Source organism: Mesorhizobium kowhaii, from assembly GCF_003253745.1.
Taxonomy (GTDB): Bacteria; Pseudomonadota; Alphaproteobacteria; order Rhizobiales; family Rhizobiaceae; genus Mesorhizobium; species Mesorhizobium kowhaii.
Map to the genome: position 1 here is coordinate 1 of NZ_MZXV01000012.1, position 13,753 is coordinate 13,753.

General features: G+C 61.6%; 12 protein-coding genes. 11 read left to right on the plus strand and 1 reads right to left on the minus strand.

The window, feature by feature from the left end:
* From B5V02_RS02230 to B5V02_RS02255, 6 genes are all read left to right on the plus strand, one after another.
* Positions 1-125 (plus strand): SDR family oxidoreductase (locus B5V02_RS02230; protein ID WP_146606002.1); only part of this gene is annotated, 125 nt, incomplete at its 5' end.
* A gap of 114 nt (positions 126-239) precedes the next feature.
* Positions 240-1,448: an MFS transporter gene (locus tag B5V02_RS02235; RefSeq protein ID WP_167458336.1), complete on the plus strand. Its 1,209-nt coding sequence runs from the start codon at positions 240-242 to the stop codon at positions 1,446-1,448.
* A gap of 10 nt (positions 1,449-1,458) precedes the next feature.
* Complete coding sequence (locus tag B5V02_RS02240; RefSeq protein ID WP_111542631.1) at positions 1,459-1,860, plus strand: nuclear transport factor 2 family protein; 402 nt, start codon at positions 1,459-1,461, stop codon at positions 1,858-1,860.
* Positions 1,861-2,832: 972 nt separating this feature from the next.
* On the plus strand, positions 2,833-3,792 hold the full coding sequence (locus B5V02_RS02245) for a D-2-hydroxyacid dehydrogenase family protein (protein ID WP_208647032.1): 960 nt from the start codon (positions 2,833-2,835) through the stop codon (positions 3,790-3,792).
* A gap of 182 nt (positions 3,793-3,974) precedes the next feature.
* Positions 3,975-5,099, plus strand: coding sequence for an HlyD family secretion protein (locus B5V02_RS02250; protein WP_208647033.1), 1,125 nt, complete (start codon positions 3,975-3,977; stop codon positions 5,097-5,099).
* A complete protein-coding gene (locus B5V02_RS02255) occupies positions 5,096-6,709 on the plus strand; it encodes an MFS transporter (protein ID WP_111542634.1) in 1,614 nt (537 codons plus the stop codon). Before B5V02_RS02250 ends, B5V02_RS02255 begins: the two co-directional genes overlap by 4 nt.
* Before the next feature lie 35 nt (positions 6,710-6,744).
* Here the strand turns inward: B5V02_RS02255 and B5V02_RS02260 are convergent, their stop codons facing one another.
* Positions 6,745-7,689, minus strand: a complete 945-nt coding sequence (locus B5V02_RS02260) for a GlxA family transcriptional regulator (protein WP_111542635.1) — start codon at positions 7,687-7,689, stop codon at positions 6,745-6,747.
* Positions 7,690-7,967: 278 nt separating this feature from the next.
* Between B5V02_RS02260 and B5V02_RS02265 the strand changes: the two genes are divergently transcribed.
* From B5V02_RS02265 to lpdA, 5 genes are all read left to right on the plus strand, one after another.
* Complete coding sequence (locus B5V02_RS02265) at positions 7,968-8,981, plus strand: NADP-dependent oxidoreductase (protein WP_245445617.1); 1,014 nt, start codon at positions 7,968-7,970, stop codon at positions 8,979-8,981.
* Between the two features lie 483 nt (positions 8,982-9,464).
* On the plus strand, positions 9,465-10,493 hold the full coding sequence (locus B5V02_RS02270) for an alcohol dehydrogenase catalytic domain-containing protein (RefSeq protein ID WP_111542636.1): 1,029 nt from the start codon (positions 9,465-9,467) through the stop codon (positions 10,491-10,493).
* Positions 10,490-10,918 (plus strand): nuclear transport factor 2 family protein, encoded by a 429-nt coding sequence (locus B5V02_RS02275; RefSeq protein ID WP_111542637.1) that lies wholly within the window; start codon positions 10,490-10,492, stop codon positions 10,916-10,918. Before B5V02_RS02270 ends, B5V02_RS02275 begins: the two co-directional genes overlap by 4 nt.
* 20 nt (positions 10,919-10,938) lie before the next feature.
* Positions 10,939-12,318, plus strand: coding sequence for an aldehyde dehydrogenase family protein (locus tag B5V02_RS02280; protein ID WP_111542638.1), 1,380 nt, complete (start codon positions 10,939-10,941; stop codon positions 12,316-12,318).
* 7 nt (positions 12,319-12,325) lie between these two features.
* Positions 12,326-13,747, plus strand: coding sequence for a dihydrolipoyl dehydrogenase (gene lpdA / locus B5V02_RS02285; RefSeq protein WP_111542639.1), 1,422 nt, complete (start codon positions 12,326-12,328; stop codon positions 13,745-13,747).
* Positions 13,748-13,753 lie beyond the last annotated feature (6 nt).

The window sequence follows — 13,753 nt, forward strand, 5'->3', positions numbered from 1 at the left end:
TCCAGGCTCTGAAACGTTCCGCCGAGCCGGACGATATCGGCGGTGTCGTCGCCTTCCTCGCCTCCGACGACGCGCGCTGGATCAGCGGCGACACCATCCGGGTCGACGGCGGCTCGAAGCTCTGAAGCCTCTCCGCCAGCGCCAGGAGCGTGCCGATGTCAGTCGTCCGAAGAGAAAGGTCATCAAACCGTACTGTAAGGTCCGGACCTTTGGCACTCGGCCGACAGGCGAGCTTCTGGGTGTCGGCAGGCGTTGTCGTTCATACCTTCTGGAGCAGCGCCGCACCGGCCATGACCTACCAACTCTATGCCGAGGAATGGCACCTGACCCATACGGTAACGACCGGCATATTCGCGATCTATCCCATCGTCGTCGTCACCATCCTTATCCTCTTCGGGGACATCTCCGACCATATCGGCCGCCGGACGACGATGCTGCTGGGACTTGGCGCATCGCTCATCGGCGCGTTCCTGTTCGCTGTCGCGCCTAACGTATTGTGGCTCTTCGCTGGTCGTGCCGTCATGGGCGTTGGCGTCGGCCTAACCGCCGGGCCTTCGACGGCGGCAATGGTGGAGTTCAGCGCCGAGGGACAGGCGAAGCGGGCCGCATCCATCACAGCCGCCGCCCAGGCATTTGGTTTCGTCGCGGCTTTGCTCCTCGGCGGCGCGCTGACGCAATACGCGCCGTGGCCCACCCATCTCAGCTTCTGGGTCCTGTTCGCCCTGATCGCGCTGCTGTTCGCCGCCACCTGGTTCCTGCCTCGCCATGTCGGCGGCCAAGCGTCCAGCCGCTGGCGTCCGAAGGTTCCATCCTTGCCGCCCGGATTGCGGCCGGCCTTCACGCTTGCATCGATTGCGGTGACGACGGCCTATACCCATGGCGTGCTGATCCTGTCGCTCGGCGGGCAAGTGGCCCGTGACCTGGTCGGTTCACCCAACGCTTTCGTCAATGGTGCTGCGCTCTCACTCTTCGCGATCACGTCCGGCGTTCTCGGGATCGTCGCCCGGGACCTTCGTCCGCGGCCAGCGATGATGCTGGGGGCGATAGCCTCCGCCGTCGGCATGGGGCTGCTCGCTCTTTCCGTCGCATGGCACGGGTTGTGGATTTTCCTCGCCGCGACGGCAATGAGCGGTGTCGGCTACAGCCTGCTTTTCCTTGGCGGCCTTACGTTGATCAACGGCGCGGTCGCCACTGAGCGCCGCGGTGGTGTGCTCTCGGCCGTCTATCTGTTCGCCTATTTGTCGCTCGGCATCGTAGCGGTCGTACTCGGCGCTATCGCCACGCAACGAGGGCTTGGTCTCGCAGTCGACCTCGGAGCCGGCATTATCACCCTGCTCAGCCTCGTCACGATTGGCTTGATCGCGATGCTGGGGATGAGCGTGAATACGCCGGCCATTCCTTCAACCGCCGACACAGCTCGGCGCTTAACCGACCGACCTGAAGAATGAGGAGAATGATGTGACCAAGACCACTCCGGAACAGAACAAGGCGCTCGTGTTGGAGGCCTTCGACACGCTGTTCAACAAGCGCGACTACGAAGCCGCTGCGCACTTTTGGTCAGCGAGCTACATCCAGCACAGCGCTCACATCGAGCCCGGCCGCGACGGGTTGTTCGACCTGATCCGCAGTTCGCCTGACACTCTGCGTTACGAACACCAGCTGATCTTGGCGGAGGGTGACTACGTTATCGTCTATGGCCGATTCAGGGGCAACGGCCAGCCCGCTGCCTGGGTAGCGGCTGACGTGGTCAGGATGGAGGGCGGTCGCTTGGCCGAGCACTGGGACGTGCTTCAGGACGAGGCGACCGAGGTCGAATCGAAAAGCGGGCGACCGATGTTCGGCGACCGGTTTCCTGGCTGAAAATTTCGATCGAAGATGTTCGCGCCTGCGGAAGTCCGCGATAGGCGCTGGCACATCCCAAGGCACAAATCCCCATAGGCAATCGTCTGCGGCCCGCAGTTCCTGCATGAGAGACTTTCGTACGCCTGACGGCACCCGAAACCCTTCAGCATATCAGCCACACAGGCAAACTTTGCCGCCGCCCAGAAGCAGACATCGCGCATAACTAGTTGCAAGGCCGTAGTTTCTTAGAGCAGCCGGAACAAGAGACGCCGCTTGCGCGACTAAGGCTCGCGGCGAAGGGGGCGGACTATTCAACTATTACGCGATTACCGACTCGCTGGTCGAGGTGCTCGAATTGCCGCAGAGGCGGTCAAAATAGTAGCAGGTCTGGGAAAGACGCAAGCTTGCGCCCCCTGCTTGGATTGCGCTGTCCATGACAGGAATGAAATTCAGCCTCGCCGAAGTGACTACCAGCGGCGACTACGCCATCGACCCCCCCCTCAAGATGTCATCGATGGTGCCTTTGAGGAGGCGGTTGCAGTCGGAGCGGCCTAGGTCGCGCCTGCATATGCAGCGGTGAAAATTTCAAGGAGATCAAGGCAGGCATCGATCCGCTCGCTCTTCTTGCAACGGGCAGGTGAGCCGTGGACCACGAAGTGGAGAGCTGAGATGAGAACGATGGCGGCCGTGATGGATAAAAAGGGGGGCGGCGGCGGTTCGAGGATCTGGTCCTCGATTCGCTGCGCGCCGACGAGGTGCGCGTTCGCAGTGTGGCGACGGACATGTGCCAGACCGCCATTTTGGCGTGAGGTTAAAAATCCTCGAACTCTGCCGTCCGGAAAACATGGTAGAAATCGACTCTTCTTCGACATACGAAGAGGGGAGATAGGGTGCTAGGACACAGCAAGACGCTGGTGATGCCTTTCCAGCGAGCCTCGGCAGATCGGAACAAGGCGTGAAGGAGGCAGGGGTACATCTACGGAGCGTGAAATGGTGCCAGGTAATCCATTGCTGAAAATTGCTGTCCTTGATGACTACCAGAACGCCGCCTTCTCGAGCGCCGACTGGTCGGTGCTCGAGGGAAAGGCAATCGTGACGATATTCCATGATCACGCTGCGCTCGCCGACGACGTCGTTGCCCGACTGCAACCTTACGACGTGGTATGCGTAATGCGAGAGCGCACGCCGCTGACGCGCGAAATCATCGAGCGCTTGCCCCATCTGCGCCTGATCGCGTCGACGGGGCTGGGGAATGCATCGATCGATCTCAATGCCGCGGCCGAGCGCAACATCGAAGTCATCCATACCGGGTATCGCGCGACGGCGACCGTTGAGCTTACCTGGGCGCTAATTTTGGCCTCGGCGCGCAACCTTGCCGCAGAACACGCGTTTTTGCGCGCCGGCGGATGGCAGCTCTCGGTCGGAGATGAGTTGGCCGGGCGCACCCTAGGCATATTAGGCCTTGGCAAGATAGGCAGCGCGGTCGCGCGGATAGGCAACGCATTCGGAATGCAGGTCATCGCTTGGAGCGAGAACTTGACCGCGGCACGCGCCGCGGAGGCAGATGCAAGCCTGGTGAGCAAGGACGAGCTGTTCCAGCGGTCGGACATCGTCACCATCCATCTTGTCCTTAGCGGGCGTTCGCTGGGGTTGGTGGGCGCGCGCGAACTGGGACTGATGAAGCCCACGGCGCGGCTGGTGAACACGTCGCGCGGGCCGATCGTGGTCGAGGCCGATCTCATCCATGCACTTCAGGCCGGCAAAATAGCGGGCGCGGCACTCGACGTTTTTGAACAGGAACCGCTGCCGATCGGGCATCCGTTCCGTAGCTTGCCGAACGTCCTGGCCACACCGCATATCGGGTACGTCGCGCGAGACCTCTACGCCCGGTTCTACCAGGATACGGTTGCCAATATCCTCACCTGGATCGACCGTCGGAATACCGCCTAGACAGCCGGAATTGTCACTCAGGTTACGAGGCCAACCTAAGTGGCCGCGCCGCCGGCCGATCGGCGGTTCGTGTCCCGAATGGTTGCATTAATGTCCTTGGCGCGAATGCGCCGTGAGCGACATCCTCGACCAAGTTTCGGCACAAAGGGATTTGCTTCATCGAAGACCTGTAGGGGCAGTCAATGAGTGAGGGAACAAGTGGGCAGGCTGGAGACGCCGCGGAAGCAGACCGGCGGAGCTGGCGCTGGCTTTTCACCATGCTGCGCGTGGCGGTACTGGTCGCTGCCGTATGGCTAGTTTGGTTCGTCGCCAGCAACTGGGACCGGTGGACCGGATCGGCTCGGTTTGTGTCGACGAACAACTCCTTTGTCGCCGGCGACCTGACGCCCTTGGCGGCCCGTGTCGCAGGCTACATCTCGCAGGTGGCCGTCGACGACTATCAGGCAGTACGCAAGGACCAGCTGATCGCCGAGATCGATGCGTCCGATTACCAAGCGCAACTCGCGTTAGCGCGGGCGAACCTGGAGGCGGCGCAAGCCACACTCGCCAACATCGCCAACCAGAAGGACGTGCAGGGGGCGCTGGTTCGGCAGGCTGCCGCGAACATCGAGGCATCCGAGGCCGATGTGGTGCGCTACGAGCTGGAGGCCAAGCGCCAGCACACGCTCCTGAATAGCGGCACGGCAGGGACGCAGCAGTCAGTCGAACAGGCCGATGCCAACGCCAAGCGCGCGGTGGCTCAGAAAGCAATCAATACGGCTCAGCTTGACCAGCAGAAGGCTATTCTGGCCGGCCTCGATATCCAAGAACGCCAGATCAAGGCTCAAAGCGAAGCGGCCGCGGCTCAGGTTCAGCTGGCGTCCAATAATCTCGGATACACGCGCATTCTGGCTCCCGCCGATGGGCTGGTAGGCCAGCGGCTTGTTCGATCCGGTCAGTTCGTCAACGTCGGGACGCAGGTCATTGCCGTCATGCCGCTTCCCAAAATCTGGGTGGTGGCGAATTTCAAGGAAACGCAGATGACGAACGTGCGCGTTGGCCAGCCGGCGCGCATCACTGTCGATGCATTCCCCGACCTGGCCCTCACCGGGCATGTAGAAAGCTGGTCACCGGGGACCGGCAGCACTTTTGCACTGTTGCCGCCGGACAACGCGACCGGCAACTTCACGAAGGTCGTGCAAAGGGTACCGGTCAAAATCGTGCTCGACGGCAATCCGGCGCTTGGGACCCTGGTGCGTCCAGGAATGTCGGTGGAGGCGCGTATCGACACTGGAGACCCTGCATCGCCGCCGGCGCTTCGGCCATGAACCTGACATCCGCACCGATCACCGCCGTCGGCAAGGCATTACAGCCCCCAGGCCCGGCGCCGATGCGCATGAGTGCCGCATCGGTGAGACCCTACATCGGCATCCTGGGCGTTTTGCTCGGATCCATTATGTCGGTCCTCGGCACACGGGTAACGGGGCTCGGTATTGCCGACCTGCGTGGGGCGCTGCATTTCGGTTTTGACGAAGGCGCCTGGATGACGACGAGTTTCGGCATCGGCCAGATGATGATCGGTGTGTGTTGCCCCTATCTCGGCGGCATCCTCGGAATTCGGAGGGTATTGCTGGGGGGAATCGTCGTCTTTTTCGCGGCGAGCGCATTGGCGCCCCTATCCCCCAACCTTTCAGCCTTCATGGCAATGCAGTTCTTGGCCGGCATTGGGTCTGGAACATTCATTCCCCTCACAGTCGGCTTCATCGCGCGCAATCTGCCATCCCGGCTGATCGTCTACGGACTTGCGGTTTACGCGATGAACTCCGAGCTGTCGCAGAATGTAGCCGCGTCGCTTGAAGGCTGGTACTCGGACAATCTGACCTGGCAATGGATCAACTGGCAGTACTGCTTGGCGCTGCCGTTGATGTTTATCTGCGTCCTCATCGGAATACCCCGCGAGGAGGTCAAGACCGACCTGGTCGCCAGACTCGACTGGCCTGGATTGGCCTATGCGGGCATTGGTTTCAGCCTGCTTTACGCGGGCCTCGATCAAGGAAACCGGCTAGACTGGACGAACAACGGTCTGGTCAACGGATTGCTGGTTTCCGGCGCGGTGCTGACCTCGGTTTTTGTCGTGCGTGAGCTTTTCGTCGCGCAGGCTCCTTTCATCAATCTACGCCTTCTGCTGCAGCATCATCTCGTACTGCTGCTGCTCCTGCTTGCGGGCTATCGGTTCATCATCCTCTCAACCAGCTACATTATTCCAAGCTATCTTCAGGCGGTGCAGGATTTTCGTGAGCTGCAGGTGGGCGCCGTACTCCTGTGGATCGCGTTGCCGCAGTTCGCGATTGTGCTCCCGCTCGGCTTCCTGCTCGCGCGTGCGGATGCCCGCTGGGTTTTGGCGGCCGGAGCCACCCTGGTCGGTATCGCCTGTCTGATGGCGGCCCAGTTGACCAGTGTTTGGGCGACGGACGACTTCCTGCCATCCCAGCTGTTGCAGGCGTTGGGGCAGTCATTCGCACTTACTGCGCTGGTGGTCCTTATTGTGCAGTCGATCAACCCGGCGGACGTGTTGACGATCGGTGCCCTTCTTCAGATAAGCCGGCTGTTCGGGGGCGAGATCGGCACTGCTTTCATGCAGACTTTTGTGCGTCAACGCACTCAGATCCACTCCAACCTGATCGGTCAGCACATTGACGGTCTATCGGTCCTGACGGCAGATCGGCTGACGCTGCTTCGCGCCGCGGTCAGCGCGCATACTTCGGATGTTGCGATCGCCTCAGCCCAGGCGACTAGGTTGCTGGCCTCTGCCGTGGCCAGACAGGCAGCCGTACTCGCCTACATAGATGGCTTTGTGGCCGCTGCTGTCGGCGCAGCAATCTGCCTCGTGGCGACGGCGCTCCTGCCGCGGTTCAGATTCCCCAGCAGCCCCCCATAGCCAGCAGCTTCTGGCGGACGATGTCAGGCGATTTCCTATAGCTGGGCGAGGGGATGCGAAACGTTCCGGATCGCTTGGGGCGTCTGCCCGTAGCTTCGCAGGAAACTGCGGCGCATTCGTTCGCGGTCGCCGAAGCCTGTTTCCCTTGCAATTTCCTCGATGGGCAGCCGCCCTTGCTCCAGCATGTACCGCGCGGCTTCGAGGCGCAGGTTCTCGATGGCGCGCGCCGGCGACTGGCCGGTTTCGAGGCGAAACACACGCGTGAATTGGCGCGGACTCAGCCTTGCGGCTTCCGCGAGTCGTTCGACCGTCAGCGGCCCACGAAGGTTCTTCCTTGCAAACGCAAGCGCATCCTGAACGCGGTCGGACTTTGCGTCGAGTTCAAGCATCGCCGAATGCTGCGACTGTCCGCCTGCCCGCCGGTGGTGAACGACCATCATCTTCGCGGTGGCGCGAGCGAGATCGGCTCCCAGATCCCGTTCGACAAGGCCGAGAGCCATGTCGACGACGGCGGTCATCCCCGCGGAGCTCCACACTGGGCCATCCGCTATGAAGATGCGATCCATTTCGACCTTAACCTTGGGGAAACGCACCTGGAGTTCCTGCGCCCAAGCCCAATGCGTCGTGGCCCGCCTTCCGTCAAGGATCCCGGCTTCAGCCAGCACAAATGCGGATAGGCACATTGACGCTATGCGTCGCGTTTTTCTCGAGGCTTCCTGGAGGAACGCAGCAAGCGCCGGGCTCGGCTGTGTGCAACACACACCGGATCCCACCAACAGCGTGTCGAAAGGTCCGGCGTCCAGGGGTTCGGTATTTGTTATGCAACCGAAGGAGTTCGCGACCGGGCCGCCAAGTTCGGAAAGAAGGCTGATATTGTAAAGCTCTTCCCCCGAAATGAGGTTCACGGTTTCGAAGGTCGCAACTGTGCTGTAGGTCAGCACGTTGAAGCCAGCGGGCAGAACTAACCCTACGCGAAGCATGGCGGTCCCCTGGTCGACGGGCTAGTCGCTCTCGCCTCTTCAGTTCGCGGCCCGGGCGGCGACTGTGAAGGCGCCAAACTTGGCGGAGAATCTAACCGCACCGCTTGATGGGCTCAATGTCAGAAAAACCTCGATTCCCGCCATCCCCAGCGTGGCTTAAATCGAGGCATCTCCGACCTTGGCGGGCGGAACCATCGGCCGTAGGCTCCAGGAGTCCTCGCCGTTCCTCAAAAACTTTGCTTCCCAACTTGGAAAGCACCACACGGGGGCAAACCAGATTGGAACAGTATCGCCAGATCGTCCTCGCTTCGCGACCTAAGGGCGTGCCTGTACCGAACAATTTCCGCTTGGAAACTGGAGCGGTTCCCAGCCCCGCCGAAGGGCAGCTCCTGCTCCGCACACAATATCTGTCACTCGACCCCTACATGCGCGGTCGGATGAACGCTGCCGAATCCTATGCAGCACCCGTCGAGGTTGGGGAGGTAATGGAGGGGGAGGTAATTGCCGAAATTCTTGCTTCGCGCCATCCCCACTATCGCCAGGGAGAACTTGTACAGGCGAAGATCGGATGGCGGACCCACGCCGCCGTGGCTCCCGAAACCGTGCGTCGAGTCGAAACGAGGGGTAACGCTCCTACAACCGCCTTAGGCGTTCTTGGCATGCCGGGCTTCACAGCCTTTTCGGGTATGCGTGTAATCGGTCGACCCAGCACCGGCGAGACCGTGGTCGTCGCCGCAGCCACTGGGCCTGTCGGCTCTCTTGTTGGCCAGCTCGCCAAGAGGGTCGGCGCACGAGCGATTGGTATCGCGAGCGGCGCGGCTAAGTGCGCCTACATCCGTGATCAACTCCGATTTGACGTTGCTATCGATCGCAATTCTGGTCGGCTCTCAGATGCCTTGGCGTGGGCCTGTCCAGACGGCATCGATGTCTATTTCGAGAATGTCGGAGGCCCGGTTTGGGATGCCGTCCTGCCGCTGCTCAATCGATACGCCCGCGTCCCTGTTTGCGGCCTGATCGCCCACTACAACGCCGCACAATCGCCCCCTGGTCCAACGTCCGCAGAAGTGATGCAGACTGTCCTCCGGCGCAGTGTTTTAATCAGGGGGTTCATCAACGCGGAGTTTGCCACCGAGCATTATGACGCCTTTCTTGAGGAGGTAGGACCCTTGGTGAAGTCCGGCGACATTCGTTATCGGGAGGAAATCGTCGACGGTCTGGAGGCAGCTCCGAACGCTTTCGTAGGCATGCTGGCGGGCCGGAATTTCGGCAAGCTGCTTGTCAGGGTTCATTGAAACTACGCTCCATGAAAGTCCAAGCCGAGGCAGCCGTCTATGTTGAGCACTCCCAGCTGGGAGTGGCGCGCGTAGTCTCCCAGACTCTCGAGGCTCCTGCAATAACTAATTGGGGCATGCGCTATAATGTAGTTTCATACTTATACTTGCCTTTTCATCTAATGATGCTTTATTGTTATCGTATAACATTACAATTCAGGCATTTAGATGTGGAGCTTTCTTCAATTTTCCTTGGCTTGAACGGCAAGCCTGCGCCGACCAAAGGGGGTCGAAGCGACACGCAACAGCGTGTGTCCCAAAGTGACTCATATACGACCTTTGGACTGAAACGGCGGAGCGCTATCGTGGCGTTCCAAAATTATCGCACAGCTGCTCGCGTGGCACGTCCATTAAGGCGCGTGACATCGCATGAGCTTTTCGACCGCACGCCGGCAGGTTTCCGCTGCATTGCTTGGGGCCGAACCAAATCCATGGGAGGGGACTATGGCTGCGTCGAAATCCACCTATAGGGCAGTGCAGGCGGTAAGCCCGGGCAAGCTGGAGCTCGCCAACCTGCCGATCGTCGATCCGCCTGCGGGCCATGTCCGAGTTCGTGTTGAGGCCTGTGGCGTCTGCCATTCTGATTCAGCGACGGTTGAAGGTATCTTGCCGATCCAGTGGCCCAGGGTGCCTGGCCACGAAGCGGTCGGACGCATCGATGCCGTCGGCCAAGGGGTCGAAGGCTGGAGCGTCGGCAAACGGGTCGGCGTCGGCTTCCTCGGCGGTGCCTGCGGCTACTGTGAATATTGCCGCGATGGTGACCTCGTGAACTGCATCAACCAAGGCTATACCGGCGTGCAGCACGACGGCGGCTACGCCGAGATGATGATCGCCAAGGCCAGCGGGCTGATCGCTGTGCCAGAGGATCTTTCGGCCGCTGCTGCTGCGCCCCTATTGTGCGCCGGACTCACCACGTTCAGCGCGCTGCGCAACTCTCCGGCGCGCGCTGGCGACCTCGTCGCGGTGTTCGGCGTCGGCGGACTGGGTCACCTCGGCGTGCAGTACGCGCGCCGCATGGGCTTTGAGGTCGTTGCGATCGACCGGGGCGATGACCGCGCCAAGCTGTCGGCGAAGCTCGGCGCGCATCACTATATCGACAGCTCAACCACCGACGTCGCCAAGGCGCTTCAGGAGCGAGGCGGGGCGCAGGTGGTGCTGGCCACCGCCTCGGGCGGCAAGGCGGTCGCCGCCGCTCTCGGAGGCCTGCGGCGCGGTGGCGTGGTGATCTCGCTCGGCGCAACCGATGAGCCCATCGAGTTGTCGGCGTTCGAGATGCTGTTCAAGCAACTTGGTGTGGATGGCGCCCTGACGGGGACGCCGAAGGCTGGTGATGCGACTCTCAGGTTCAGCGCCTTGAGCGATGTCGCCGCCATGATCGAGACAATGCCGCTCGAGCGGGCCGCGGAGGCCTACGCCAAGATGATGTCCGGTAAGGCGCGTTTCCGGATGGTTCTCACCATGGAGGTATCATGAGCAACCACCCAGATCTGAACGCGATCACCAAAAGGTTTTTCGCCGCCTACGACGCTCATGATGTCGAGGGCATGCTGGCGCTTTGCGCTGACGGCGCACAGGGACGGTACCTTCCTTACGGCAAGAACAGCGCCATGCCGATCCGGGGCGGCCTTGAACAAATCTGGCGCGGCTTCCCGCAGGCGGTGCCGGACTTCGGAGTCGAGATCGTCGAACTGATCGAGGGCAAAGATAACGCCGTCACGGCGCAGGCCCTGCTGGGCGGGACGATGCCAGCCGACGTCCCTGGCGTCGTCAAGAAGGGCGAGGTCGATCGCATCGCCCATGCCTACATCATCCGGTACAACGCGGACGGCAAAATAACGCACCTGGACTGTTACTGGGACAACACAGCGATCAACGCGATCAAAGCGAGTGCTTTGTAAATGGATTCTGGAGAGCACCAATGAACAAGTTCCAGGACATCTTCGAGGCGCAGAAGGCGTTGTTCGCCTCGGGCGCAACCCGCACCTACGAGTGGCGGGTGGACCAGCTCGATCGTATGGCCCGCATGATCCGTGAGAACGAGGCCCGCTTCCAGGAGGCGATGGCCAAAGACTTCAAGACCGCCTCCCAGGAATACATCTTCGAGACCCAGGCCTCGGCGGGCGAGTCCGAGGTGCAAAAGATGCAGCTCAAGGAATGGATGACGCCGGAGGAAGCGCCGGTGCCGAAGTTCCTGGCCAAGACCGGCCACAAGGGGATGGTCTATCGCGAGCCCTACGGCGTCGCGCTGATCATTGGTCCGTTCAATGGACCCCTGCTGCTGCTGATCCGTCCTGCGCTGGCGGCACTGGCGGCGGGGAACACTTGCATCCTCACCCTGAGTGAGGCGCTGCCGGCGACGACCGCCGTGCTGCTCGACCTGGTGCCGAAATATTTCGACCCCGCGGCCGTTACCGCAGTGCCCGGCGGCAAGGAGACGAACACCGAACTTCTGAAGCTGCCGAACGACTTCATCTTCTTCACCGGCAGTACCTTCGTCGGCAAGATCGTCGCCCGGGCGGCCGCCGAAACCCTGACGCCGGTACTGCTGGAGCTCGGCGGAATGAATCCGGCCGTGGTCGACGAAACCGCCAACGTGCCCGATGCGGCCAAGAAGATCGTCTGGGGCGCAATGGCTTGGGGCGGCCAATGGTGCACCTCGCCCGGTTTCGCCTACGTCCATGAGTCGGTGGCCGAGCAGTTCGTGGCGGAGGCCAAGAAGGCACTCATCGAACTCTTCGGCGACGATCCGAAATCCAACCCCGACTATTCGCGCGTCATCAATGAGCGGGCGGTCGATCGTCTGGCCGGCCTCATTGACCCCAGCAAGGTGATCGCCGGCGGCAAGTCGGACCGTGACGCGCACTACCTCGATCCGACACTGCTCTATCCCATCACCTGGGACGACAAAATCATGGAGGACGAGATCTTCGGTCCGATCCTGCCGATCCTGACCTATAAGTCCTTCGACGAGGCGATGGCGCGTATGGCAAAGCCCGGCCGCCCGCTGGCGGGGTTCATCTTCAGCAAGGATCAGAAGACCATCGACCGCTTCATCGGCCAGCTCTCGTTCGGCGGCGGCGCGGTGAACATGGTCAACGTCCACCTGTTCGTCGAGACCATGCCGTTCGGCGGGACCGGGACCGCGGGCATGGGCCACTATTATGGAAAGTACGGCTTTGACGCGCTGTCGCACTTGAAGTCGATCCTGATCTCTCCACCCGACGTCGCGATCGAGCACCTCTACTCGCCCTTCACCGAGGCGAAGAATCGAGAGCTGGCGGGGTGGTTCGAGTATTGAGGCGGCCATGGGAGCAGCCCCGCCCAACGCAGCGACCAACTACGATTTGGTGGTGATCGGCAGCGGTGTGGGTGGCTACACCGCCGCCAACCGTGCCGGACAACTTGGTCTGAAGACGGCATGCGTCGAGGGCGCAGCCGTGCTGGGCGGCACCTGCTTGAACGTCGGTTGCATTCCCTCGAAAGCCCTGTTGCACGCCTCGGAGCTGTTCGACCTGGCCAGAACGAAGTTCGCGGGCTTCGGCATAAAGGTGAGTCCTGAACTCGATCTCCCGACCATGATGGTCCAGAAACAGGCCAGCGTGGACGCGCTCGGCCACGGCATCGAGTTCCTCTTCCACAAGAACAAGGTCGATCGGATCGATGGCTGGGCCCGGCTTGCGGGGCCGGGCAAGGTCCAGGTGCGCAAACCTGACGGCTCGGATATCCAGCTGACGACGCGGCACGTGGTGATCGCCACCGGGTCCATTCCAACCCCGCTGGCGGGTGTGACCGTCGATCAAGTGCGGATTGTCGATTCGACCGCTGCGCTCACGTTGCGCGAGGTCCCCAAGAAGCTGCTGGTGATCGGCGCGGGCAGCATTGGCCTCGAGCTTGGGTCCGTCTGGCGCCGTCTGGGCGCTGAGGTCCAGGTCGTTGAATTCCTCGACCACATCATTCCCGGCGCCGACGCGGCAATCGCTTCAGCGTGTCAGAAAATGCTCGAGAAACAGGGCTTCGCGTTCCGGCTGTCCACCAAAGTGCTCAGGGCGACTGCGCACGACGCTACCGTATCGGTCGATTTGGAGGGCCTCAAGGACGGCATCAAGGAAACGGTCAATGCGGACGTCGTGCTTGTTGCAGTCGGCCGACGGCCCTTTGTCGGTGACCTTGGCCTGGAGACAGTAAACCTGGCGCTCGACGACCGTGGTTTCATTCCGACCCAGAACTTCGCGACATCGGCGCTAGGGGTCTGGGCGATTGGCGACGTCACCGCTGGTCCCATGCTGGCCCACAAGGCCGAAGACGAAGGAGTTGCGTGCGTCGAAGTGCTGTCCGGCCTGGCCGGCAGCGTGGACTACAGCATCATCCCCAGCGTGATCTACACGAGTCCTGAAGTCGCCTGGGTCGGGCTGACCGAGGACCAGGTGAAATCGGGCGGCCGGCCTTACAAACTGGGACGCTTCCCTTTCTCTGCCAATAGCCGTGCCAAGCTGCAGCACGAAGGCGAGGGCTTCGTGAAGGTCATATCCAGCACCGACGATTATCGCATTCTCGGCGTGCACATGATCGGTCCGCAGGTGAGCGAGTTTATTGGCGAGGCATGCCTTGCGATGGAATTTCATGCCGACAGCGAGGATGTCGCCCGAACCTGCCATCCCCACCCCACAGGATCGGAGGCGCTCCGGCAGGCTGCGATGAGCGTCGATGGGTGGATGACGCAGGCCTAGCTTAAG